This is a genomic window from Bradyrhizobium sp. Leo114 (assembly GCF_055229415.2).
The window spans coordinates 30069-51354 of record NZ_JBUYEN020000008.1; the positions used below are offsets into that span (position 1 = coordinate 30069).

Sequence of the window (21286 nt, forward strand, 5' to 3'; positions counted from 1 at the left end):
GAGGGGGATGGAGAGGTTCAAGGCAAGAGCACGAAGCCTCCGCGCGTCGCAGACCAGCGCCGAGGCCAAACTTTGGCAGGCATTGCGCAACAGGAAGCTGGCGCGATGGAAATTCCGCCGCCAGCATCCAATCGATCGGTACATCGTCGATTTCGTCACGCTCGATGGGAAATTGATCGTCGAGGTCGACGGAGCGACCCATTCCAGGGACTCAGAGATCAAGTACGACGAGGCGCGAACAAAGGTTCTCGAAGCCTGCGGCTTCCTCGTCGTGCGCGTCTCGAATACGGACGTATATGAGAATCTCGACGGGGTGCTTGAGATGATCGAAACCTCACTTCGGTTCGAGTGAGCGGAGAGACCCCTCACCCGGCTGCTGCGCAGCCGACCTCTCCCCTGCGGGGAGAGGTCAGAAAGGGAGCGGCGGCGAGAGGTCACTTGTTTCGGCCCTTCAAGATGTCGCCGACTTGCGGCACGTCCTTGTCGCCGCGGCCGGAGAGGTTGACCACCATCAGGTGATCCCTGGGCCGCTTCGGTGCGAGCTCCATCACCTTGGCGATGGCATGTGCGGGCTCGAGCGCCGGGATGATGCCTTCGAGCCGCGACAGCAACTGGAAGGCTTCCAGCGCTTCCTCATCGGTCGCCGAGAGATAGTTGACGCGGCCGGTCTCGTGTAGCCAGGCGTGCTCGGGGCCGATGCCGGGATAGTCCAAGCCGGCCGAGATCGAATGTGCCTCCTGGATCTGGCCGTCTTCGTCCATCAACAGATAGGTGCGGTTGCCATGCAGCACGCCGGGCCGGCCACCCGCGATCGACGCCGCATGCAATTGCGTCAGTCCGTGACCGGCGGCTTCGACGCCGAAGATCTCGACCGAGGGATCGTCGAGGAAGGGATGGAACAGCCCCATCGCATTGGAGCCGCCGCCGATGCAGGCGACGAGCGAATCCGGCAGGCGGCCCTCGACCTCCTGCAATTGCTGGCGCGTTTCGATGCCGATGATCGACTGGAAGTCGCGCACCATCATCGGATAGGGATGCGGGCCAGCCACCGTGCCGATGCAGTAGAATGTGTCGTGCACATTGGTGACCCAATCGCGCAGCGCATCGTTCATCGCATCCTTCAGGGTGCGCGCGCCCGACTGCACCGGGACCACCTTGGCGCCCAGCATCTCCATGCGGATCACGTTGGGCTGCTGCCGCGCGACATCGACCGCGCCCATATAGACCACGCATTCGAGCCCGAACCGCGCGCACAGCGTCGCGGTGGCGACGCCGTGCTGGCCGGCGCCCGTCTCGGCGATGATACGCTTCTTGCCCATGCGGCGCGCCAGCATGATCTGGCCAAGCACATTGTTGACCTTGTGCGAGCCGGTGTGGTTGAGCTCCTCGCGCTTGAAATAGATTTTTGCGCCGCCGAGATGCTCGGTCAGCCGCTCGGCGAAATAGAGCGGCGACGGCCGCCCGACATAGTGCTTCAGATGGCCGTCCATCTCCTTCTGGAAGGCAGGATCGGCCTTGGCCTCGGCATAGGCTTTTTCGAGGTCGAGGATCAGCGGCATCAGCGTTTCCGCGACGAAACGTCCGCCGAAAATGCCGAAATGCCCGCGCTCGTCGGGACCGCTGCGGAAAGAGTTGGGTAGTGCTGGGCTCATCGAACCATCAATTCTTCTGTGGCGCGCGCGGGCGCGCTGTCTCTACTCCCTCGCCCCGCTCTTGCGGGGAGAGGGTCGGGGTGAGGGGCTCTCGCCGCAAATTCGCTAGCAGTTGTGATCGCGGAGACTCCCCCTCACCCGGATCGCTAACGCGATCCGACCTCTCCCCGTGAACGGGGAGAGGTGAAGGGACGCCACGCGCGGCGCGGATGAAAGCGCGGATCAGCTCGGGATCCTTGATGCCGGGCGACCGTTCGACGCCGGACGAAATATCGACGCCGCCGGCACGGGTGACACGGACGGCCTCAGCGACATTGTCGGCATTGAGCCCGCCTGAGACCATGAAGGGCAATGCAAGCTCGAGCTGTTCCAGCACGTGCCAATCGAACACCGCCCCGAGCCCGCCCGGCCGGGTCGCGCCCTTCGGGGCCCGCGCGTCGAACAGGATGCGGTCGGCGACGGCGGCATAGCCTGCGAGCGGCGCGAGATCGGCCGCCGTTTCGACGGCGAGCACCTTCATCACTTGCAGGCCGAACCTCTGCTTGATGTCGCGCACGCGCGCCACCGTCTCCTTGCCGTGCAGTTGCAGGATGTCGGGCTGCAGCGTCTCGACGATGTTTTCGAGGGTGGCGTCATCCGCATCGACGGTGAGCGCCACCTTCACGGCACGGCCTTTCGCCTGCCGGCCGAGCTCCCGCGCGGTCTCGAGCGAGAGATGCCGCGGCGAGGGCGGAAAGAACACGAAGCCAACCATGTCGGCACCGGCATCGAGCGCGACGTCGAGCGTCTCGCGCGTGGACAGGCCGCAGATTTTGACGAGCAGGGACATGGTCTCTCAGGAGCGCTGCAACGGCCGAAACTTGCAGCTCCGGCACGGACGGGGCGGGTTCTACAACGTCGCGCCCTGCTTGTCTCGCCCGACGACCCCCGCTGAACCGCCATTTGATGGGGCTGTGAGGCGACGCCGTTCGGCTTGAGCTGCGGCCAAGGTCGCCCGCAGATCGGCCAGCTCCGCCCGGGCCTGCCGGGCGTCAGCCTCATGCTGTCGCGCCGCGCGGCGCCAGCGATGCTGCTGGAACCAGGTCGCCACCCCGCCCGCGAGCACGCCCAGGATCGCCACGATAATGAGCACGAGGAACAACGGCAGCGTTATCGCCACCGTCGGAGTGGTCGAATTGAACGGATCGAATGAAACCGTCACCAGGTGACGGTTCGCAACAGCGAAGATGATGAAGAACAGGCCAAGCAGGATGACGAGCAGCGTCGTGAAGAACTTTCGCATCACCATCCCTCGCATCGGCCGACAATCGCGTGCCGATCTATAGCAACCGGAGACGCGGATGCGCCAGCGAACTCCGCGAGATCAGGCGCTCGATTCCGGCGAGTTGCCGCCGCTGGCATCGCTGTCGCGGTTCAGGCGCTCGCGCATTTCCTTGCCGGTCTTGAAGAACGGAACGCTCTTCTGATCGACCGGCACATGCGCGCCCGTTCGCGGATTGCGGCCGGCCCGCGCCGGACGATGCTTCACGGAGAATGCGCCGAATCCACGCAGCTCAACCCGATCGCCGCGCGCCAGCGCAGCCACGATCTCATCGAGGATCGCATTGACGATGTTCTCGACATCCCGCTGGTAGAGATGCGGGTTGTGCTCGGCGATACGCTGAACAAGTTCGGATTTGATCATCGAGAGTGTGGCCCGGGACCTTGCGGATATCCATTTCCGTGAAAATGCCTTGAACTGTCAAGACGCTAAATCACTTTTGGCGCCGATGAAGAGCCGTGACAAATGGCCCGGGACCGGCTTTTCGCGATTCCCGCAATACGGGAGTGCGGCCGGAGACCGATTGTGCGCATCTCAATTGCTCCCCGACGGCTGCCAAAGCGCCAGCAAGCCATCCATGCCGAACCGATCGACTGCCTGGACCAGGCCGGCCTGCTCAATGCGGCGCGCAATCGCGCTCAAACCAAATGCATCAAGCGTGACCGAAGCGGCCGTGCGCAGGAATGTCAGATCACCGAAGCGCGGATTGAGCTTGTAGTCGCGGACCGGCAATTCGCTCTTGATCTTCTTCTCCTGAACCAGCCAGGCGACCGCAGCCCTCTCATCGCCGAGCTGATCGATGAGCTTCAATTCCACCGCCTGCCGGCCGGTGAAGACACGCCCGTCCGCAACCTTTTCAAGCAGGGCATCATCCATGCCGCGTCGCTCCTTCACGAGGCCGCGGAACCAGGCATAGGAATCCTTCACCAGCGCATCGATCGCGGCGCGCGCTTCCGGGCTGGTTGGCTCGAAGCCGTTGGGCGCGGCTTTCAGCGGCGAGGACTTTATCTCCTCGACCTTCACGCCCACGGTTTTCAGGAGTTCGCTGACATTCGGGAACTGGAACAACACGCCGATCGAGCCGACCAGCGAGCTCTGCTGCGCGACGATGTGGTCCGCGGCAATCGCGGTAATGTAACCGCCGGACGCCGCCAATCCCTCGACCACGACGACCAACGGCTTCTTCGCCTTCAGCCGCGTCAGCGCGTCGTAAAGCTGCTCGGAACCGGCGGTGGTGCCGCCGGGCGAATTGATATGGACGATGACGGCCGCAGCTTGCGACTTCTCGAGCCGCTCCAGCGCCTCGACACGATCCTGGTCGCTGCGGATCAGGCCCTCGATATTGATGCGCGCGATCGATCCCGCCGCCGTCAGCGAGCCGCGCCCACCCGCGACGATCACGCCGACGCCGACAAGGGCCGCGATCGCAACCACCGCGGCCGCGACGCGCCAGAAGGTCAGCTTGCGGCGAATCCGACGACGATCGACGATCACGTCTGAATCAAGCGACATCGAAAATCTCCAAAAGAGCTCAACGCGTTCTTGCAATCACAGGATGACGGAGAGGTTATCAAAATACATCAATTGCGGTGCAATATGAAGAAAACAAGGCTGGCATAGAGTTACAAGCGTAGCACGGATGGAATACGCCGAGATACGCGGCCGTAGCCCCTGAACAAAAAAGCCCCGGCCGAAGCCGGGGCTTGATGATGCGACGAAGAAAGCAAGTGCTCACTTCTCGTTGGCACGATTCTTGAGTGCAGTGCCGAGAATGTCGCCGAGCGTCGCGCCCGAATCCGAGGACCCGTACTGCGCGATGGCTTCCTTCTCTTCGGCCACTTCCAGCGCCTTGATCGAGACCTGCACCTTGCGGGCCTTCTTGTCGAACTGGATCACCCGCGCATCGACCTTCTCGCCGACGGCGAAACGTTCGGCGCGCTGATCGTTGCGGTCGCGGGCGAGTTCCGAGCGCTTGATGAAGGTGGTGAAGTCGGTGCCGGAGATCTTCACCTCGACGCCGCTCTCCTTCACTTCGAGCACTTCGCAGGTCACGACCGCGCCCTTCTTAACGTCGCCCGGCTCGGCGAAGGGATCGCCCTCGAGCTGCTTGACGCCTAGCGAGATGCGCTCCTTCTCGACATCGACGTCGAGCACGACAGCCTTCACCAGGTCGCCCTTCTTGAAGTTGTCGATCACCTGCTCGCCCGGAAGCTTCCAGTCGAGATCGGACAGGTGCACCATGCCGTCGACATCGCCTTCGAGACCCAGGAACAGGCCGAACTCGGTCTTGTTCTTGACCTCGCCCTCGACCACCGAACCGACCGGATGCTTCTCGACGAAGACTTCCCAGGGGTTGCGCATGGTCTGCTTGAGGCCGAGCGAGATGCGGCGCTTGACCGAATCGACTTCGAGCACCTGCACCTCGACTTCCTGCGAGGTGGAGACGATCTTGCCGGGATGCATGTTCTTCTTGGTCCACGACATCTCGGAGACGTGGATCAGGCCTTCGATACCAGGCTCGAGCTCGACGAACGCACCGTAGTCGGTGATGTTGGTGACGCGGCCGGTGAAGCGGGCACCAAGCGGATACTTCGCCTCGATGCCCTGCCACGGATCGTCCAGGAGCTGCTTCATGCCCAGCGAGATGCGGTGCGTCTCGTGGTTGATCTTGATGATCTTGACCTTCACGGTCTGGCCGATTGAGAGCACCTCGGTCGGGTGATTGACGCGGCGCCATGCGATATCGGTGACGTGCAGCAGGCCGTCGATGCCGCCGAGGTCCACGAACGCACCGTAATCGGTGATGTTCTTGACCACGCCGTCAATCACCTGACCCTCTTCGAGGTTCTGCACCAGCTCCTGGCGCTGCTCGGCGCGGGTCTCTTCCAGCACGGTGCGGCGGGACACCACGATGTTGCCGCGGCGGCGATCCATCTTGAGGATCTGGAACGGCTGCGAATTGTTCATCAACGGCGCGACGTCGCGGATCGGACGGATATCGACCTGCGAGCGCGGCAGGAAGGCCACCGCACCGTCGAGATCGACCGTGAAGCCGCCCTTGACCTGGTTGAAGATGACGCCGGTGACCTTCTCGTTGTTCTGGAACGCCTTCTCGAGCTTGCCCCAGCTCTCCTCACGCCGCGCCTTGTCGCGGGACAGCACCGCTTCGCCCAGCGCATTCTCGATGCGGTCGAGGAACACCTCGACCTCGTCGCCGACCTTGAGATCGCTTTCGCGGCCGGGGCCGGCGAATTCGCGCAGCGCCACGCGGCCTTCGGTCTTCAGGCCGACATCGATGACGGCCATGTCCTTTTCGATGGCAACCACCTTGCCCTTGACGACCGAGCTCTCCTGCAGATTGCCGCCGGCAAAGGATTCATCGAGCATCGCGGCGAAATCGTCGCGGGTAGGACTATAGGAAGCAGCAGTATTCGAAGCCATATGTTCTCCAGATGCGGGTGTCTTGCCGGCCGTTCGGGTTAAGGGCGCACCGCGCATGTGGTGTCAGGTCCGCAAATCCTGACGACCGCTCCTTGCGCGAGTGCGCAAAAGCGGGCCGGCAGCAAGCCACATGTTCGATACGTTGATGGCGCGCATTCCGCAAAAGTGGAAACCGGTTTTGCGAAAGAATACGCGTGACGTAGATGTCCGAGCCCGGAAACGAAGGATCGACATCAGGAACCGATGGAGCGGGCGCTCCTCCAATATCGGCCGGGACTCATACCCCGCTGCCGGCCCGCTCGGGCGGCCCCGACATAGTCGATGGCGGCACGGACCCTGCTGATATAATATCCACCGCTATTTTCGGCAAGCCGGAAATGCCCGATTTGCGGGGCTTTAATGCTGACACAAGCCTTAACAATGCCGGACTGCATTTGAACAATAATTGACTGTGTTGCGCGAAAGGCATCTGGCAGGGCTTGTGGCGGAACCCGGGCTTAAGTGAGCCCGCGCATAGTGCCGGCCCACCCAAGAGACAGGGGAACGACCATGAAAAGCGTGATCGCCCTGGCCGTCGTTGCCGCGTTCGCACTCGGCCATGCCATCGCCGCGATGCCTGGCGCGGCGGCGTCGATGCGGACCTTTTCGGCTGCACAGTCTTCCTCCGGCCTGGCTGACCAGGAATCCTCGACGCGCTAGACCAGTCCACGCGCCGCGCGCACCGCTTCGACAATGTCGATCGCGGCGCGCACGCCGGCCTCGATATCGAGATCGGAATTATCCAGCGTATGCGCATCTGGCGCCGCCTTCAGTGGGGCCACCGGGCGGTTCTTGTCGCGCTCGTCGCGCTTGAGAATATCGGCCAGCACCGCGGCCTCGTCAGCGTCCTCGCCGCGCGCGCGGGCCTCCAGCGTCCGCCGCCGCGCCCGCACACGCGGATCGGCGACGACAAAGATCTTCACATCGGCATGCGGGCAGATCACGGTCCCGATGTCGCGCCCGTCAAGCACCGCGCCGGGCGGATCGGCGGCGAACTGGCGCTGGAAATTGACCAGCGCCTCGCGCACTTTCGGGATCGCCGAGACCACGGAAGCCGCATCGCCGATCCGCTGCGTCTTCAGCTCGGGATGGCCGAATTTCTCGGGGTCGAGTTCCATCGCCGCCTTGATCGCCCGCGGCTCATCGGTGAGATCGGCACCGGCATCAAGCAGCGCCTTCGCCACTGCGCGATAAATCACCCCGGTGTCGAGATGGCGGTAGCCATAGTGGGCGGCGAGCCTCTTTCCCAGCGTACCCTTGCCGGATGCGGCCGGCCCGTCGATAGCGATGATCATGAAAACTCCGCGCCGAGCGAGCGCATCATCGGAATGAAATCCGGGAAACTGGTGGCGATGAAGGCGGTGTCGTCGATCGTCACCGGCCGGTCGGCGGCGAGCCCCATCACCAGCGCCGACATCGCGATGCGATGATCCATGTGGGTGGCGACCACGCCGCCGCCGGGCACATGGCCCTTGCCCTCGACGATCAAATCGTCGCCGGAAATCTCGACCTTGACGCCGTTGACACGCAGCATGTCGGCGGTGGCTTCGAGGCGATCGGATTCCTTGACGCGCAATTCCTGCAGGCCGCGCATGATGGTGGTGCCCTCGGCGTAAGCGGCCGCCACCGCGAGCACCAGATATTCGTCGATCATCGACGGCGCGCGTTCCGGCGGCACCTCGACCCCGCGCAATTTGGAAGCACGTACGCGCAGGCGCGCCATCGGCTCGCCGCCGTCCATGCGCAACTCGTCCTCCTCGATCGAGGCGCCCATCTCGCGCAGCGTGGTGAACAGTCCGGTGCGCAGCGGATTGGTCATGACGTCGGGCAGCACGATATCGGAGCCGCCAACGACCAGCGCCGCCACGACCGGGAACGAGGCCGAGGAGGGATCGGCGGGAACGACGACCTCGGCGCCGTGCAGTTCGCCCTGGCCGGTCAGCGCGATCCGGCGGCCGTGGCTACCTTCCTTGCTCGAGGTGAGCACGGCGCCAAAATGCTTCAGCATCAGCTCGGTGTGATCGCGGCTGGCCTCCTGCTCGATCACCGTGGTGACACCGGGCGCTGCCAGCCCCGCCAGCAGCACCGCGGACTTGATCTGGGCCGAGGCGACAGGGGTCTTGTAGACGATCGGCACCGGGTTGCGGGCGCCATGCAGCGTTAATGGCAGCCGGCCGCCCTCTCTCATGTCCCCCGCCCTCGCGCCCATCAGTTCCAAGGGATCGAGGATCCGCCGCATCGGCCGCGAGCGGAGCGAGGCATCGCCGTCGAAGATCGCCGTGATCGGACAGCCGGCAACCGCTCCCATCACCAGCCGGCAGCCGGTGCCGGAATTGCCGAAATCGAGCGGCCCGGCAGGCTCCGCGAAGCCCCCGACACCGACGCCCCGGACTGACCAGGCAAACGGGCCGGTACGCTCGACCTCGGCTCCGAGCGCCCGCATCGATTTGGCGGTATTGAGCACGTCCTCGCCCTCAAGCAGCCCGGAAATCCGGCTTTGGCCGACCGCCAGCGCGCCCAGGATCAGGGCCCGGTGGGAGATCGACTTGTCGCCGGGGACGCGGGCCTTGCCGCTCAGGGGACCGCTCGCGCGGGCCTCCAGGGGGGTCTTGGAGGGGGTTCTTTCGGGGTTCTGGTGGTCGGAATGGGCCAAGATAACGTCCTCTCGCGGCGCGGCAGGTAACATATCGAACCCCCGGCGTCACCCGGTGACAAATGCCCGCAAACCGCTATTGACAGCGGCCCCTCAACTAGCCAAGTGAAGCACCGCTTTTCAGAAAATTCCTGGGATCACCACGTGGCCAAGTCCGACCTCGGAACCAAACGCATTTGCCCGACCACGGGCAAGAAGTTCTATGATCTGAACAAGAACCCGGTTATCTCGCCTTACACCGGCGAAGTCGTGCCGATCGCCCCCGTGGCGCCGCCGCGCACAACCCGTGGCGCCAGCGCCGCTGCGGCCACCACCGCTGCGGATATGCCGGAGCCCGCGGAGGCCGAAGAATTGGTCTCGCTCGAGGAGGCCGACGCCGAGGAGAACACCGGCAAGGTCAAGGCCGTCGTTCCCGAATCCGAGGACGACATCGAGATCGACGAGACCCTCGAAGACGATGACGATGATGATTCCACCTTCATTGCCGACGAAGAAGAAGGCGATGAGGACGTCACGGACATCATTGGCGACGTCGGAGGCGATGAAGAGACTTGAGATCGATCCAGAACTGTGTTCTGGGTCTCTCCGCGCGAGTCGGATGCGGCTCGCGATCCCTTAAGGGGCCATAGCTCAGCTGGGAGAGCGCTTGCATGGCATGCAAGAGGTCGGCGGTTCGATCCCGCCTGGCTCCACCACGCTTCGCCCTTCGGGCTACGCGTGGCGCAGCCGCGCGAAGCCCGAAGGGCGAAGACGGGCTGCCCAGGACGCCGCTCGTAGACCTCCTACCAGACATTCCTGATGTGGTACGTCTACATCATCCGCAGCATCAATTTCCCGGACCAGGAATACATCGGCGCCACTGCGGATTTGAAACGGCGCTTTCCGGAACACAATGCCGGCAGGTCCGCGCACACCGCCAAGTTCAAGCCATGGCAACTGATCTGGTACTGCGCCTTCCCCGATAAGTACAAAGCGCTCGCCTTCGAGAAATATCTCAAGTCCCACTCCGGCCGAGCCTTCGCCAAGAAGCGCCTCTGATCCCCCTCACTCCCCCACCGCCGCATTCAGCCTGTCTCGCAGCGCGACGATCTCGTTCTTCATCGCCGAGAGTTCGGGGATCGAGCAGGCCGAAGCAACCAGGACCTGCTGCGGCACTGCTCTCGCCTTTTCCTTCAGCGCCTGCCCCTGCGGCGTCAGCGCGATCAGCACCTGCCGCTCGTCCTCCTTGCTACGTGTGCGCTTGATGAACTGCGCCGCTTCCAGCCGCTTGAGCAGCGGCGTCAGCGTGCCGGAATCCAGGAACAGCCGCTCGCCGATATCCTTGACCGGAACACCGTCCTTCTCCCATAGCACCAGCATCACCAGGTATTGCGGATAGGTCAGGCCGAGCCGGTCCAATAGCGGCTTGTAGACGCGGTTGAACGCGTGCGCGGCCGAATAGATCGCAAAGCAGATTTGATTGTCGAGCCGTAGCGGCTGGTCCGCGACCGCCAATTGTTTCCGTGCCATTTCTCAGCCTCGTCAGAATCTAGGTTCATTGTGGGCCGGTGCGGCCGCACATTCAATTGCGAACAATTAAATGTGAGGCCATGCGTTTTATATTGTGCGCAATCTAATTGTCTGCAATATAAGTGGCGTCGAAACCATTGATGAGGGAGACACCCCATGTCCGTGAACGTGCTCTACAAGACCAGCGCAAAGGCCACCGGCGGCCGCGACGGCCATGCCGCAACGCTCGATGGCGCGCTCGACGTCAAGCTCACCACCCCGAAGGAGCTCGGCGGTGGCGGCGGCGCCGGCAACAATCCCGAGCAGCTCTTTGCGGCCGGCTACGCCGCCTGCTTCATCGGCGCGATGAAGTTCGTGGCCTCGCAGGGCGGCCCGAAGGTGCCCGCCGACGCTTCGGTGACCTCGACGGTCGGTATCGGACCGCGCTCCGAAGGCGGCTTCGGCCTCGATATCGCGCTCGACATCTCCCTGCCCGGGCTCCCGCGCGCGGATGCAGAGGCGCTGGTGGAGAAGGCCCACCAGGTGTGCCCCTATTCCAACGCCACGCGCGGCAATGTCGATGTACGCCTGAACGTGGTGTAATCCGTATGGCGGAATAGCCCGCTGATTTTTCGCGGCGGGCTATTCGCGTTGCGATCGGTGACGGCATGCCCCCACGCGCGATAGGGCATTGCCGCCGCGTTCGAAGACCGCTAGCTCTGGCGAGCCCTCCATCTGTTTGACTTGAGGTTTCCCATGAGTTCAGAAGCGGTCGCAGGCGCGATGGCCGGCCTGCGCGTGATCGATCTGACGCGCGTGCTCGGCGGTCCCTATTGCACCCAGATTCTCGCCGACCACGGCGCCGACGTGATCAAGGTCGAGCCGCCCGCCGGCGACGAAGTGCGCGACTGGGGCCCTCCCTTTCATGAGGAGGATGCGGCCTATTTCGTCGGCATCAACCGCAACAAGCGCTCCATCGGGCTCGACCTTGCCTCCGAAGGCGGCCGTGCCGTGCTGATGAAGCTGCTCGAAGGCGCCGACGTCCTGATCGAGAATTTCAAGCCGGGCACGCTCGACAAATGGGGCATCGGCAACGACGTGCTACGCGCGAAATTCCCACGCCTGGTGCATTGCCGGATTTCCGGCTTCGGCGCCGACGGCCCGCGCGGCGGCAATCCCGGCTATGATGCGATCATCCAGGCCATGACCGGCATGATCGCCGCCACCGGCTCGCCGGAAAGCGGCCCGATGCGGATCGGCGTGCCGCTGGTCGACATCACCACCGGGCTCTATGCGGCGATCGGCATCCTGATGGCGCTGTCGGAGCGGCAGCGCTCCGGCCTCGGCCAGTTCCTCGAGACCACGCTGTATGAAACCGGCCTTGCGATCATGCATCCGCACACGGCCAACTATTTCATGCACGGCAAGCCGCCTGGCCTCACCGGCAACGAGCATCCCAATCTCGTTCCTTACGCGATCTTCCCGACCAAGACCGACAACATCTTCATCGGCGTCGGCAATGACGGCACCTTCCGCAAACTGGCCAAGGAGATCGGCAAGCCCGAGCTCGGCACTGATCCGCGCTTTGCCCGCAATAAGGATCGCATCGCCAACCGCGACGCGTTGCGTGCCGAGCTTGCCGCGGTGTTCAGCCAGTATGAGGCCGAGCCGCTGTGCAACCGCCTGCTCGCGGCCGGCCTGCCGGCGGGCCCGGTGCAGAAGATCGACCAGGCGCTGACCAACCCGCACACGATCTATCGCGGCGATATCATCGAGAAGGATTGGTACAAGGGCGTCGCCTCGCCCGTCCGGCTGGAACGCACCAAGCCCAGCCTGCGCCGCACTCCGCCGAAGTTCAGCCAGCACGCCGCCGAGGTGCTCGGCGAGTTCGGCTATTCGCAGGCAGAAGTCGAGGAGCTCATCGCCAAGGGCGTGGTCTGCGGGCCCGAGCGGAAGCGCTGATCTGTCCAGGCTACGTGCTCGTCATTCCGGGATGCGCCGAAGGCGCAGCCCCGGAATCCATCGGGCCACAAACGATGTGGATGAATGGATTCTCTGATGTGCAATTGCACATCATAGCTCACGCAGAGCCTGTCATCGGGCCGCGCCTTGCGCGGACCCGTTGGCGTGCCCAGGAATGACGGCTAAAGCCAGCGCCGGCCCCCGACGTTCGGGGCGCCGTCATCGGCGCTGTTAGTGGTTTCTACCTTTCGCCGGCTTCCCCGGTACCCTGATCTTCGCTTATAGGTCATTTGCACGTCATTCCGCGCTGTTAGCGCAACCGGCGGAGATGGCGGCTCAATGGGAGGGGTTTTGATGGCTTTTCGACAGTTCGGCGCTGCAGCGGCAATCGCGGTCGCACTGGCATTCGGCGCTTCGCCGGCATTTGCGGTGACCGAGATCCAGTGGTGGCACGCCATGACCGGCGGCAACAACGACGTCGTGGTCAAGCTCGCCAATGACTTCAATGCATCGCAAAGCGAGTACAAGGTCGTTCCGACCTACAAGGGCGGCTATGCTGATACAATGAATGCCGGCATTGCCGCGTTCCGCGCCGGCAACGCGCCCCACATCATGCAGGTCTTCGAGGTCGGCACCGCCACCATGATGGCGGCCACCGGCGCGATCAAGCCGGTCTATAAGCTGATGCAGGAGGCCGGCGAGAAATTCGATACGAGCAGCTACCTGCCTGCGATCACCGGCTACTACTCGACCTCGAAAGGCGAGATGCTGTCCTTCCCCTTCAACTCGTCCTCGACGGTGATGTGGGTCAATCTCGACGCCCTGAAGAAGGCTGATATCGCCGAGATTCCGAAGACCTGGCCGGACGTGTTCGCCGCCGCAAAAAAATTGAAGGCCGCCGGCTACAGCAATTGCGGCTTCTCCAACGCCTGGGCGACCTGGGTCAATCTCGAGCAGCTCTCGGCCTGGCACAACGTGCCGCTGGCCAGCAAGGCCAACGGGCTCGACGGCTTTGACACCGTGCTGCAGTTCAACGGACCGCTGCAGGTCAAGCATCTCGAAAATCTGGTCGAGCTGCAGAAGGACAAGACCTACGACTATTCCGGCCGCACCAACGCCGGCGAGGGCCGCTTCACGTCGGGCGAGTGCCCGATCTTCCTGACCTCGTCGGCCTTCTTCGGCAATGTGAAGTCGCAGGCCAAGTTCAACTGGACCAACGCACCGATGCCCTACTATCCCGACGCCAAGGGCGCGCCGCAAAATTCGATCATTGGCGGGGCCTCGCTGTGGGTGATGGGCGGCAAGACGCCTGCGGAATACAAGGGCGTCGCCAAGTTCCTTGCCTTCCTCTCCGATACCGACCGCCAGGTCGAGATCCACAAGGCCTCCGGCTATCTGCCGATCACCAAGGCCGCCTACGAGAAAGCGAAGGCAGAGGGCTTCTACAAGGATCAGCCTTATCTGGAGACCCCGCTGAAGGAGCTCACCAACAAGGAGCCGACCGAGAACTCGCGCGGCCTGCGCCTTGGCAACATGGTCCAGCTTCGTGACCTCTGGGCCGAAGAGATCGAGCAGGCGCTGGCCGGCAAGAAGACGGCCAAGCAGGCGCTCGATGCCGCCGTCGAGCGCGGCAACCAGATGCTCCGGCAGTTTGAAAAAACCGCTGTACGCTGAGATCTCTCGCTTCATTCTGATATCGTCGTCCCGGCCTTGAGCCGGGACGACGGCGAATCTGGGGTGTCATGCAGAAGCAGTCGGTTTTCCAGTCGAAGCTGTTGCCTTTTGCGCTGGTCGCGCCGCAGCTCGCGATCGTCCTGATCTTCTTCTATTGGCCGGCCGCGCAGGCCGTGGTGCAATCCTTCCTGCTTCAGGATGCGTTCGGGCTCTCGACCAGTTTCGTCTGGTTCGAGAACTACCAGGACATCCTGAGCCAGCCGGATTATTGGGCGGCGATCGTCAGGACTTTCGTTTTCTCCTTCGCCATCGCGTTCTCGTCGCTGTCGTTTGCGCTGCTGCTGGCTGTGATGGCCGACAAGCCGCTGCGCGGCGGAACGCTGTATCGCACGCTCCTGATCTGGCCCTATGCGGTCGCTCCGCCGGTGGTCGGCGTGCTCTGGGTGTTCATGCTGCACCCCTCGCTCGGGATCCTGGCGCGGGGATTGCGCAGCATGGGCATCGACTGGAATCCGCTGCTCGACGGCAATCAGGCCGCGCTCCTGATCATTCTCGCCGCCGCCTGGAAGCAGCTTTCCTACAATTTCCTGTTCTTCCTCGCTGGCCTGCAGAGCATTCCGAGAAGCGTGCTTGAGGCGGCCGCGATCGACGGCGCGCGCCCGATGCGGCGGTTCTGGACGGTGACGTTCCCGCTGCTGTCGCCGACCATCTTCTTCCTCCTGGTCGTCAACATCGTCTACGCCTTCTTCGACACGTTCGGCATCATCGACACGATGACGCGCGGCGGACCGGCGAAGGCCACCGAGACGATGGTGTACAAGGTCTATGTCGACGGCCTGCTCGGCGGCAACCTCGGCGGCTCGGCGGCGCAGTCGGTGATCCTCATGATCATCGTCATCGGCCTCACGGCAGTGCAGTTCCGCTTCGTCGAGCGCAAGGTGACCTACTGATGGTCGAGCAGGAAGGCATCCAGCGCTACGTCGCGCATGCGATCCTGTGGATCGGGATCGCGATCGTCGCGTTTCCGGTCTATCTCGCCATCGTTGCGTCCACCCAGGAAAACGCCGCGATCGCCAACGGCCAGATGTCGCTCCTGCCCGGCGGACATTTCCTTCAGACCTACTACCAGACCATTTTCGTCGGCACGAGCGGCTCGACCCGCGAGCCGGTCGGCACCATGCTGCTCAACTCGCTGGTGATGGCGCTCTTGATCGCATTCGGCAAGATCGCGGTCTCGATCATCTCGGCCTATGCCGTCGTCTATTTCCGCTTTCCGTTCCGGATGACGATGTTCTGGCTGATCTTCATCACGCTGATGCTGCCGGTCGAGGTGCGGATCTATCCGACCTACAAGACCGTCGCCGACCTGCATCTGCTCGACAGCTATGCCGGCCTCGCGCTGCCGCTGATCGCATCCGCCACCGCGACCCTGCTGTTCCGCCAGTTCTTCATGACCGTCCCCGAGGAGTTGCTCGAGGCGTCGCGGATCGACGGCGCAGGGCCGCTCAGGTTCTTCTGGGATACGCTGTTGCCGCTGTCGCGCACCAACATGGCGGCGCTGTTCGTCATCCTCTTCATCCTCGGCTGGAATCAATATCTCTGGCCGCTGTTGATCACCACGCGCGACGACATGCAGACGATCCAGATCGGCATCCGCAAGATGATCACCACCAGCGACGCGCTGACCGAATGGCCCGTGGTGATGGCGACTGCCGTGCTCGCGATGCTGCCGCCGGTGTTCGTGATCGTAGTGATGCAGAAGCTGTTCGTACGCGGACTGGTGGAGACGGAAAAGTGAGACATGGCTAACGTCACCCTCCGCAGCGTCCGCAAGACCTATCCGGGCGGCTTCGAAGCGATCAAGGGCATCGATTTCGAGGTCGGCGACGGCCAGTTCTGCGTGCTGGTCGGCCCGTCCGGCTGCGGCAAGTCGACGCTGCTGCGCATGGTGGCGGGACTGGAGACCATCACCGGCGGCGAGATCGACATCGGCGGCCGCGTGGTCAACCGGGTCGAGCCCGCCGATCGCGACATCGCCATGGTGTTCCAGAACTACGCGCTCTATCCGCATATGAGCGTCTACAACAACATGGCCTACGGCCTGCGCAACCGCCGCATGCCGGAGGCGGAGATCAGGACGCGCGTCGAGGAAGCCGCGCGCATCCTCGAGCTTGCCGCGATGCTCGACCGCAAACCGCGGCAGCTCTCCGGCGGCCAGCGGCAGCGCGTTGCGATGGGGCGCGCGATCGTGCGGCAGCCGAAGGTGTTCCTGTTCGACGAGCCGCTGTCGAACTTAGATGCCAAGCTGCGCATCGCGATGCGTGTCGAGATCCGCAAATTGCAGCGCCGGCTGAACACGACCTCGATCTACGTCACCCATGACCAGCTTGAGGCGATGACGCTCGCCGATATTCTCGTCGTGATGAACGGCGGCTTGGTCGAGCAGATCGGCAATCCGCTCGAAATCTACCAGAAGCCGGCAACGACCTTCGTGGCCGCCTTCATCGGCGCGCCGCCGATGAACCTGATGCCGCTGGCTTCCGAAGAGCTCAGGTCGCAGCTCGCCGGCGATATCAGTGCCGGCAAGGCCGGCATTCTCGGGATCCGGCCCGAAGACTTCGTGATCGCGAACGAATCGGTCGCCGGCGGCATCGCGCTTGGCCTCACCGTGGAGGCGATCGAGCATGTCGGCGCCGAGACCTTCGTCTACGGCACCCGCCAGCGCGAGGAACAGGGCGTGGCCGCCAACCCCGGCGAACTGCCGCCCGGCGAGGTCATCGTCCGGGTTCCCGGCGCGACCGGCCCGGCGATCGGCGAGCGCATTCGGGCGGTCGCCCCCCGCGACAAATTGCACCTGTTCACGGCCGATGGCCGGAAACGGATCGGCTGAGGCTTGGGCCGAGGTCCCCTTCCGCCGTCATTCCGGGGCCCGCGGCGGGAACCCGGAATCCATTGGGCCACGAGCCTCGCGGTGAAATGGATTCCGGGTTCATCGCTTCGCGATGCGCCGGAATGACGGCGTTTGAGGTTGGCACTGGCCCGATTAACCCCGATTCCACAGGTGCTTGAACCCACCGCGAATCGCCCCCATATTCGCTCATGACCGGAGGGCAAGAGGCCCATCGGTTGCATGGGGTGCCGCAAGGGCCCCTCAAAGTCGCTTCGAGAGGACTTTGGATGTCTCGTGTTCCAACGTTGTCCAGTCCGTTCCTTTTGGGATTCGACGAGATCGAGCGTGCGCTCGATCGGGTCGTGAAAGGCGCCGACGGCTATCCTCCATACAACATCGAGCGGTTTGACCGGTCCAACGGCCAGCCCGAACGCCTGCGCATCACGCTGGCAGTGGCGGGGTTTACCCGCGACCAACTCGATGTGACGGTTGAGGAAAACCAGCTCGTGATTCGGGGCCGCCAACAGGAGGACAAGGCTCGGCAATACATCCATCGCGGCATTGCCGCGCGCCACTTCCAGCGCACTTTCGTGCTGGCGGAGGGGATGCAGGTGCTGGGCGCCGATCTGAAGAACGGGCTGTTGTCGGTCGATCTGGCCAGGCCGGAACCTGAAAGGGTCATTAAGACAATCGCCATCAACGAACACGAATAATGGAACGAGGAGCGGACTCGACCGCTTATTCGACAGAGGAGTCGAGACCATGAGTGAAGTGAGTACGACGTTAGAACGCGATAGCGTGTCCCCGGAGGCGCTGGCCCATCTGGGCGAGGGTCATATTGCCTATGTGAAGCAGGTCCGTTCCGAGGATGTACCGGATCTCTTTCCCCAGGCGCCGAAGATTGCGCCGGGACTCAAACTCTTCGCGCTCCATGCCGCCGACGGCACGCCGATGATGCTGACCGATAGCCGGGAAGCCGCGGTCGCCAACGCCTGGAGCAACGAGCTGCAGGCCGTCAGCGTGCACTGACGCGTTGATGTCATGGCTGACTGAACGCGGCAAAATACGAATTCAAATGCGCGGGCTGTCTTCGATCGAAGATGGTCCGCGTATTTTTTTGTCTCGTGGAGAATGCGTGCGAGCGCTAAGCCGCGCTTGCCGGTGGCAGCGCGAGCACCGAGTAGATTGCCTGCGCGTCGCGGGAGGCACGCAGCTTCTTGGCGACGTCCTGATCGCGTAACAGGCGGGCGATGCGCGCCAGGGCCTTGAGGTGATCGGCGCCGGCGCCTTCGGGGGCGAGCAGGAGGAAGATGAGGTCGACCGGCTGACCATCCATCGCCTCGAAATCGATCGGGCGCTCCAGGCGCGCGAACAGGCCGAACAGCTTTTCCAGCTTCGGCAATTTACCGTGGGGAATGGCGACGCCGTAACCGACTGCGGTGGTGCCCAGCTTCTCGCGCTGCAGCAATACCTCGAAGATCGAGCGTTCGTTCTGCCCCGTAAGAGTTGCGGCCCGCGCGGCGAGCTCCTGCAGCGCCTGCTTCTTGCTGATAACTTTCAACGCCGGGAGAATCGCCTCCGGTGCGACCAGATCGGTAATCGTCATGGGGCGTTCCGAGGGTGAAGTGAACCGTCAAGTTGCGAAATAGGTTGTCAGGCGCAGGCGTCAAGAAGATGAATCGGGAAGCGGCTTTTTGGCCCAAATCCCGATCGGGCGGCTTCTACTCCAAGGCATGAGCCGTGCCAACTCCCGCCGGCTAGTTCCCTTGAGCCTATGCTTAAGGGCGGCGGACCATAGGGACGGCCACGGGGCGCGTCAATGCGGAACGGCATAACCATCATGGATTAACCATGGGGGGATCGACCCAGCCCACATTGCCGTCCGCCCGGCGGTAAATGATGTTCACACGGCCGCTCCCACCGTGCTGGAAGACCAGGCAGGCTGCGCCGGTCAGGTCCAATTCCAGCACCGCCTCGCTGACCGACAGCCGCTTCAGCGAAGTGGTCGCCTCGGCGATGATCACGGGACTGTATTCGGTGACTTCCCCTTCGCCTTCCGCCGGCGCCTCGATCACATAGCTTGGCGCATCCAGGGGGACGCCGTTGAGCTCGGCAAGGGCGGCGGAGGCCGCGTAGGCCTTGCGGGCCGAGCGGTCCTTGAGCCGGCTCTTATAGCGGCGCAGGCGCTTCTCGATCATCAGGAGCGCGGCGTCGGCGCTGGCATAGGCGTCGGGGGCGTTCGAATCCGCCTCCAGCGTGATCCCGGAATCCAGGTGCAGCGCACAGTCGGTGCGGAAGCCGAAGCCGTCCTTGCTCAGCGTGATATGGCCGGAATAGTTGCCGTCGAAATATTTCTTCAGAACCTCATCGGTGCGCTCGTTCACGCGTGCGCGAAGCGCCTCGCCGATTGAGATGCTCTTTCCCGAGATTCGAAGGGTCATTGCGTGCCTCTATGCCTATGAACCCCCCGATCGCTTCGGAGGGGTGCCAAGACTAGCGCGATTTAACGCGAACGCAATTACACCGGTGCGGTATCGCGCGACCGGTCAGGAGAGGAAGCAGGTGCTGAAAGGGCGTTTCCAAGCATGCTCTGTTTGTCGCGGCGGCGCTGCACCGAGGAAGGAATTCGCATCGCTTCGCGATACTTCGCGACGGTGCGGCGGGCGATATCAATGCCCGACGCGCGCAATCGTTCCACGATCGTATCGTCAGAGAGGATCGCGGACGGCGATTCGGCGTCGATCAACTGCTTGATGTGATGACGCACGGCTTCGGCAGAATGCGCCTCGCCGCCGTCGGCGGAGGCGATCGACGCCGTGAAGAAGTACTTGAGTTCGAAAGTGCCGCGATTGGTCGCCATATATTTGTTGGCGGTCACACGCGACACCGTCGATTCGTGCATCTGGATCGCATCCGCCACGGCTTTCAGATTGAGCGGCCGCAGGTGCGCCACGCCGTAGGTGAAGAAGCCGTCCTGCTGGCGCACGATCTCGGTTGCAACCTTGAGGATGGTGCGGGCCCGCTGATCGAGGGCGCGCACCAGCCAGGTCGCGTTCTGCAGGCAATCCGTAAAATAGGACTTGTCGCCGTCCTTCCGGATCGTCTTGGACAGTTCGGCATAATAGGTCTGGTTCACTAGGACGCGTGGCAAGGTGTCGCTGTTGAGCTCGACATGCCAGCCGCCATCGGGTCCCGGCCGCACATAGACGTCCGGCACCATGGTTTGCGTCCGCGACGTGCCGAACTTCAGGCCCGGCTTCGGATCGAGCCTGCGGATCTCGCCGATCATGTCGGTGATGTCTTCGTCATCCACGCCGCACAGCTTCCGCAGCGATGCGATGTCACGCTTGGCGAGGAGATCGAGATTTTCGACCAGGGCTTGCATCGCCGGGTCGTAGCGATCGAGTTCGCGGAGCTGGATCGCCAGGCACTCGCTCAAGTTTCGCGCGCAGACGCCGGGGGGATCGAATTTCTGCAGCACCGAGAGCACTGCATCGACCTCCTGCTGCGGCGCACCGAGCCGCTCAGCGGCCTGTCCGAGGTCAGGCGGCAGGTAGCCGGCCTCATCGACGAGGTCGATCAGATACTGCCCGATCATACGCTGCGAAGGCGAGGCGAACGCGACCGCAAGCTGCTCGGCGAGATGGTCGGCAAGCGTCAGCTCGGCGGCGACAAAGGCTTCAAGGTTGTAGTCCTCGTCGCTCGAGGCACCGCCGCCCCATTCGGTATAGGCGGTCGGAGCCGCGTCTTTTGCGGCACGTTCGGCAGCCTCCGCCGGCTCCTCGGAGAAGACATTTTCGAGCCCGGTATCAAGCGTCTGCTCGATCTCGGCGCGGCTGCCGAGATCACGATTCAGCCATTCTTCCTGGCCCGGCTCGAAGCCGTCGGCGGAACTCGCCGCCTCGCCACCGGCTTCGCCATAGCTGGAACCGTCAGGATCAGAAAATTCCTGCCGCTCCATCGCAGGCTCGCCCGGCACCGGCGGTTCCGGACCGTCGCTGCTGCGTTCCAGCAGCGGGTTCCGTTCCAGCTCCTCCTCCACGAAGGCCGAGAGGTCCAGGTTGGACAATTGCAGCAGCTTGATCGCCTGCATCAACTGCGGCGTCATTACCAGCGACTGCGACTGGCGGAACTCTAGTCTCTGGGTCAGTGCCATGGAGGCAAGA

23 protein-coding genes, 1 tRNA gene and 1 pseudogene are annotated in these 21286 nt (G+C 63.4%); 13 read left to right on the forward strand and 12 right to left on the reverse strand.

The window, feature by feature from the left end:
- Positions 1-7: 7 nt before the first annotated feature.
- The gene (locus ACZIRK_RS11500) at positions 8-352 is read left to right on the forward strand and encodes an endonuclease domain-containing protein (protein WP_130226701.1); all 345 of its coding nucleotides are present in this window, start codon (positions 8-10) and stop codon (positions 350-352) included.
- A gap of 82 nt (positions 353-434) precedes the next feature.
- On the opposite strand, the gene trpB is transcribed toward ACZIRK_RS11500, so the two are convergent.
- The 6 genes and pseudogenes from trpB to rpsA form a co-directional block, all read right to left on the reverse strand.
- Positions 435-1652, reverse strand: a complete 1218-nt coding sequence (gene trpB / locus ACZIRK_RS11505; protein WP_028167305.1) for a tryptophan synthase subunit beta — start codon at positions 1650-1652, stop codon at positions 435-437.
- Positions 1653-1848: 196 nt separating this feature from the next.
- Positions 1849-2481 (reverse strand): annotated as a pseudogene (locus ACZIRK_RS11510) (phosphoribosylanthranilate isomerase); the annotation flags it as partial.
- A 60-nt stretch (positions 2482-2541) separates the two neighbouring features.
- A complete protein-coding gene (locus ACZIRK_RS11515) occupies positions 2542-2934 on the reverse strand; it encodes a LapA family protein (RefSeq protein ID WP_130226703.1) in 393 nt (130 codons plus the stop codon).
- Between the two features lie 81 nt (positions 2935-3015).
- The gene (locus tag ACZIRK_RS11520) at positions 3016-3366 is read right to left on the reverse strand and encodes an integration host factor subunit beta (RefSeq protein ID WP_283813271.1); all 351 of its coding nucleotides are present in this window, start codon (positions 3364-3366) and stop codon (positions 3016-3018) included.
- Positions 3367-3507: 141 nt separating this feature from the next.
- Positions 3508-4485 carry a signal peptide peptidase SppA gene (sppA, locus tag ACZIRK_RS11525; protein WP_130226705.1) on the reverse strand — a complete coding sequence of 326 codons (978 nt, stop codon included), beginning with the start codon at positions 4483-4485 and terminating at the stop codon, positions 3508-3510.
- Between the two features lie 219 nt (positions 4486-4704).
- A complete protein-coding gene (gene rpsA, locus ACZIRK_RS11530) occupies positions 4705-6414 on the reverse strand; it encodes a 30S ribosomal protein S1 (RefSeq protein WP_028167309.1) in 1710 nt (569 codons plus the stop codon).
- A gap of 549 nt (positions 6415-6963) precedes the next feature.
- On the opposite strand from rpsA, the gene ACZIRK_RS11535 reads away from it, so the two are divergent.
- Entirely contained in the window at positions 6964-7113 is a 150-nt protein-coding gene (locus tag ACZIRK_RS11535) for a hypothetical protein (protein WP_165435277.1), read from the forward strand.
- On the opposite strand, the gene cmk is transcribed toward ACZIRK_RS11535, so the two are convergent.
- The gene (cmk, locus tag ACZIRK_RS11540) at positions 7110-7748 is read right to left on the reverse strand and encodes a (d)CMP kinase (protein WP_130226706.1); all 639 of its coding nucleotides are present in this window, start codon (positions 7746-7748) and stop codon (positions 7110-7112) included. The two genes, ACZIRK_RS11535 and cmk, sit on opposite strands and share 4 nt — an antisense overlap.
- Positions 7745-9139: a 3-phosphoshikimate 1-carboxyvinyltransferase gene (gene aroA, locus ACZIRK_RS11545; protein WP_463327377.1), complete on the reverse strand. Its 1395-nt coding sequence runs from the start codon at positions 9137-9139 to the stop codon at positions 7745-7747. Before aroA ends, cmk begins: the two co-directional genes overlap by 4 nt.
- A 111-nt stretch (positions 9140-9250) precedes the next feature.
- Between aroA and ACZIRK_RS11550 the strand changes: the two genes are divergently transcribed.
- The 3 genes from ACZIRK_RS11550 (at position 9251) to ACZIRK_RS11560 (ending at position 10144) form a co-directional block, all read left to right on the forward strand.
- A complete protein-coding gene (locus ACZIRK_RS11550) occupies positions 9251-9661 on the forward strand; it encodes a TIGR02300 family protein (RefSeq protein ID WP_028167312.1) in 411 nt (136 codons plus the stop codon).
- Positions 9662-9725: 64 nt separating this feature from the next.
- A tRNA-Ala gene (locus ACZIRK_RS11555) sits at positions 9726-9801 on the forward strand.
- 103 nt (positions 9802-9904) lie between these two features.
- Positions 9905-10144: a GIY-YIG nuclease family protein gene (locus ACZIRK_RS11560; protein WP_130226708.1), complete on the forward strand. Its 240-nt coding sequence runs from the start codon at positions 9905-9907 to the stop codon at positions 10142-10144.
- 6 nt (positions 10145-10150) lie between these two features.
- Here the strand turns inward: ACZIRK_RS11560 and ACZIRK_RS11565 are convergent, their stop codons facing one another.
- Positions 10151-10615 carry a MarR family winged helix-turn-helix transcriptional regulator gene (locus ACZIRK_RS11565; protein WP_130226709.1) on the reverse strand — a complete coding sequence of 155 codons (465 nt, stop codon included), beginning with the start codon at positions 10613-10615 and terminating at the stop codon, positions 10151-10153.
- Positions 10616-10771: 156 nt separating this feature from the next.
- On the opposite strand from ACZIRK_RS11565, the gene ACZIRK_RS11570 reads away from it, so the two are divergent.
- From ACZIRK_RS11570 to ACZIRK_RS11605, 8 genes are all read left to right on the forward strand, one after another.
- Positions 10772-11197, forward strand: coding sequence for an organic hydroperoxide resistance protein (locus tag ACZIRK_RS11570; protein WP_028167314.1), 426 nt, complete (start codon positions 10772-10774; stop codon positions 11195-11197).
- 153 nt (positions 11198-11350) lie between these two features.
- Complete coding sequence (locus tag ACZIRK_RS11575) at positions 11351-12556, forward strand: CaiB/BaiF CoA transferase family protein (protein ID WP_130226710.1); 1206 nt, start codon at positions 11351-11353, stop codon at positions 12554-12556.
- A 354-nt stretch (positions 12557-12910) separates the two neighbouring features.
- Positions 12911-14230 carry a sn-glycerol-3-phosphate ABC transporter substrate-binding protein UgpB gene (ugpB, locus tag ACZIRK_RS11580; protein WP_130226711.1) on the forward strand — a complete coding sequence of 440 codons (1320 nt, stop codon included), beginning with the start codon at positions 12911-12913 and terminating at the stop codon, positions 14228-14230.
- A 68-nt stretch (positions 14231-14298) separates the two neighbouring features.
- Positions 14299-15180 carry a sn-glycerol-3-phosphate ABC transporter permease UgpA gene (gene ugpA / locus ACZIRK_RS11585; RefSeq protein ID WP_130226712.1) on the forward strand — a complete coding sequence of 294 codons (882 nt, stop codon included), beginning with the start codon at positions 14299-14301 and terminating at the stop codon, positions 15178-15180.
- Positions 15180-16028, forward strand: a complete 849-nt coding sequence (gene ugpE / locus ACZIRK_RS11590) for a sn-glycerol-3-phosphate ABC transporter permease UgpE (RefSeq protein ID WP_130226713.1) — start codon at positions 15180-15182, stop codon at positions 16026-16028. Before ugpA ends, ugpE begins: the two co-directional genes overlap by 1 nt.
- Before the next feature lie 3 nt (positions 16029-16031).
- On the forward strand, positions 16032-17120 hold the full coding sequence (locus ACZIRK_RS11595) for a sn-glycerol-3-phosphate import ATP-binding protein UgpC (RefSeq protein ID WP_463327378.1): 1089 nt from the start codon (positions 16032-16034) through the stop codon (positions 17118-17120).
- A gap of 287 nt (positions 17121-17407) precedes the next feature.
- Positions 17408-17833, forward strand: coding sequence for an Hsp20 family protein (locus ACZIRK_RS11600; RefSeq protein WP_130229228.1), 426 nt, complete (start codon positions 17408-17410; stop codon positions 17831-17833).
- 49 nt (positions 17834-17882) lie between these two features.
- Positions 17883-18149, forward strand: a complete 267-nt coding sequence (locus ACZIRK_RS11605; RefSeq protein WP_028164846.1) for a BQ00720 family protein — start codon at positions 17883-17885, stop codon at positions 18147-18149.
- 115 nt (positions 18150-18264) lie between these two features.
- Here the strand turns inward: ACZIRK_RS11605 and ptsN are convergent, their stop codons facing one another.
- The 3 genes from ptsN to rpoN form a co-directional block, all read right to left on the reverse strand.
- Positions 18265-18726 (reverse strand): PTS IIA-like nitrogen regulatory protein PtsN, encoded by a 462-nt coding sequence (ptsN, locus tag ACZIRK_RS11610; protein WP_027581007.1) that lies wholly within the window; start codon positions 18724-18726, stop codon positions 18265-18267.
- A 232-nt stretch (positions 18727-18958) separates the two neighbouring features.
- Positions 18959-19561, reverse strand: coding sequence for a ribosome hibernation-promoting factor, HPF/YfiA family (hpf, locus tag ACZIRK_RS11615; RefSeq protein ID WP_130229229.1), 603 nt, complete (start codon positions 19559-19561; stop codon positions 18959-18961).
- 77 nt (positions 19562-19638) lie between these two features.
- Positions 19639-21276: an RNA polymerase factor sigma-54 gene (rpoN, locus tag ACZIRK_RS11620; protein WP_028164844.1), complete on the reverse strand. Its 1638-nt coding sequence runs from the start codon at positions 21274-21276 to the stop codon at positions 19639-19641.
- Positions 21277-21286: the final 10 nt, after the last annotated feature.

Bases quoted from the DNA above. Each gene is read 5' to 3' on its own strand.
- ACZIRK_RS11605 (WP_028164846.1), top strand. From the start codon at position 17,883: ATGAGTGAAGTGAGTACGACGTTAGAACGCGATAGCGTGTCCCCGGAG.
- aroA (WP_463327377.1), bottom strand. From the start codon at position 9,139: ATGTTACCTGCCGCGCCGCGAGAGGACGTTATCTTGGCCCATTCCGAC.
- ACZIRK_RS11560 (WP_130226708.1), top strand. From the start codon at position 9,905: ATGTGGTACGTCTACATCATCCGCAGCATCAATTTCCCGGACCAGGAA.
- ugpE (WP_130226713.1), top strand. From the start codon at position 15,180: ATGGTCGAGCAGGAAGGCATCCAGCGCTACGTCGCGCATGCGATCCTG.
- sppA (WP_130226705.1), bottom strand. From the start codon at position 4,485: ATGTCGCTTGATTCAGACGTGATCGTCGATCGTCGTCGGATTCGCCGC.
- ACZIRK_RS11500 (WP_130226701.1), top strand. From the start codon at position 8: ATGGAGAGGTTCAAGGCAAGAGCACGAAGCCTCCGCGCGTCGCAGACC.
- ACZIRK_RS11595 (WP_463327378.1), top strand. From the start codon at position 16,032: ATGGCTAACGTCACCCTCCGCAGCGTCCGCAAGACCTATCCGGGCGGC.
- ACZIRK_RS11535 (WP_165435277.1), top strand. From the start codon at position 6,964: ATGAAAAGCGTGATCGCCCTGGCCGTCGTTGCCGCGTTCGCACTCGGC.
- cmk (WP_130226706.1), bottom strand. From the start codon at position 7,748: ATGATCATCGCTATCGACGGGCCGGCCGCATCCGGCAAGGGTACGCTG.
- ugpB (WP_130226711.1), top strand. From the start codon at position 12,911: ATGGCTTTTCGACAGTTCGGCGCTGCAGCGGCAATCGCGGTCGCACTG.
- rpoN (WP_028164844.1), bottom strand. From the start codon at position 21,276: ATGGCACTGACCCAGAGACTAGAGTTCCGCCAGTCGCAGTCGCTGGTA.
- ACZIRK_RS11600 (WP_130229228.1), top strand. From the start codon at position 17,408: ATGTCTCGTGTTCCAACGTTGTCCAGTCCGTTCCTTTTGGGATTCGAC.
- rpsA (WP_028167309.1), bottom strand. From the start codon at position 6,414: ATGGCTTCGAATACTGCTGCTTCCTATAGTCCTACCCGCGACGATTTC.
- hpf (WP_130229229.1), bottom strand. From the start codon at position 19,561: ATGACCCTTCGAATCTCGGGAAAGAGCATCTCAATCGGCGAGGCGCTT.
- ptsN (WP_027581007.1), bottom strand. From the start codon at position 18,726: ATGACGATTACCGATCTGGTCGCACCGGAGGCGATTCTCCCGGCGTTG.
- ACZIRK_RS11565 (WP_130226709.1), bottom strand. From the start codon at position 10,615: ATGGCACGGAAACAATTGGCGGTCGCGGACCAGCCGCTACGGCTCGAC.
- ACZIRK_RS11515 (WP_130226703.1), bottom strand. From the start codon at position 2,934: ATGCGAAAGTTCTTCACGACGCTGCTCGTCATCCTGCTTGGCCTGTTC.
- trpB (WP_028167305.1), bottom strand. From the start codon at position 1,652: ATGAGCCCAGCACTACCCAACTCTTTCCGCAGCGGTCCCGACGAGCGC.
- ACZIRK_RS11575 (WP_130226710.1), top strand. From the start codon at position 11,351: ATGAGTTCAGAAGCGGTCGCAGGCGCGATGGCCGGCCTGCGCGTGATC.
- ugpA (WP_130226712.1), top strand. From the start codon at position 14,299: ATGCAGAAGCAGTCGGTTTTCCAGTCGAAGCTGTTGCCTTTTGCGCTG.
- ACZIRK_RS11570 (WP_028167314.1), top strand. From the start codon at position 10,772: ATGTCCGTGAACGTGCTCTACAAGACCAGCGCAAAGGCCACCGGCGGC.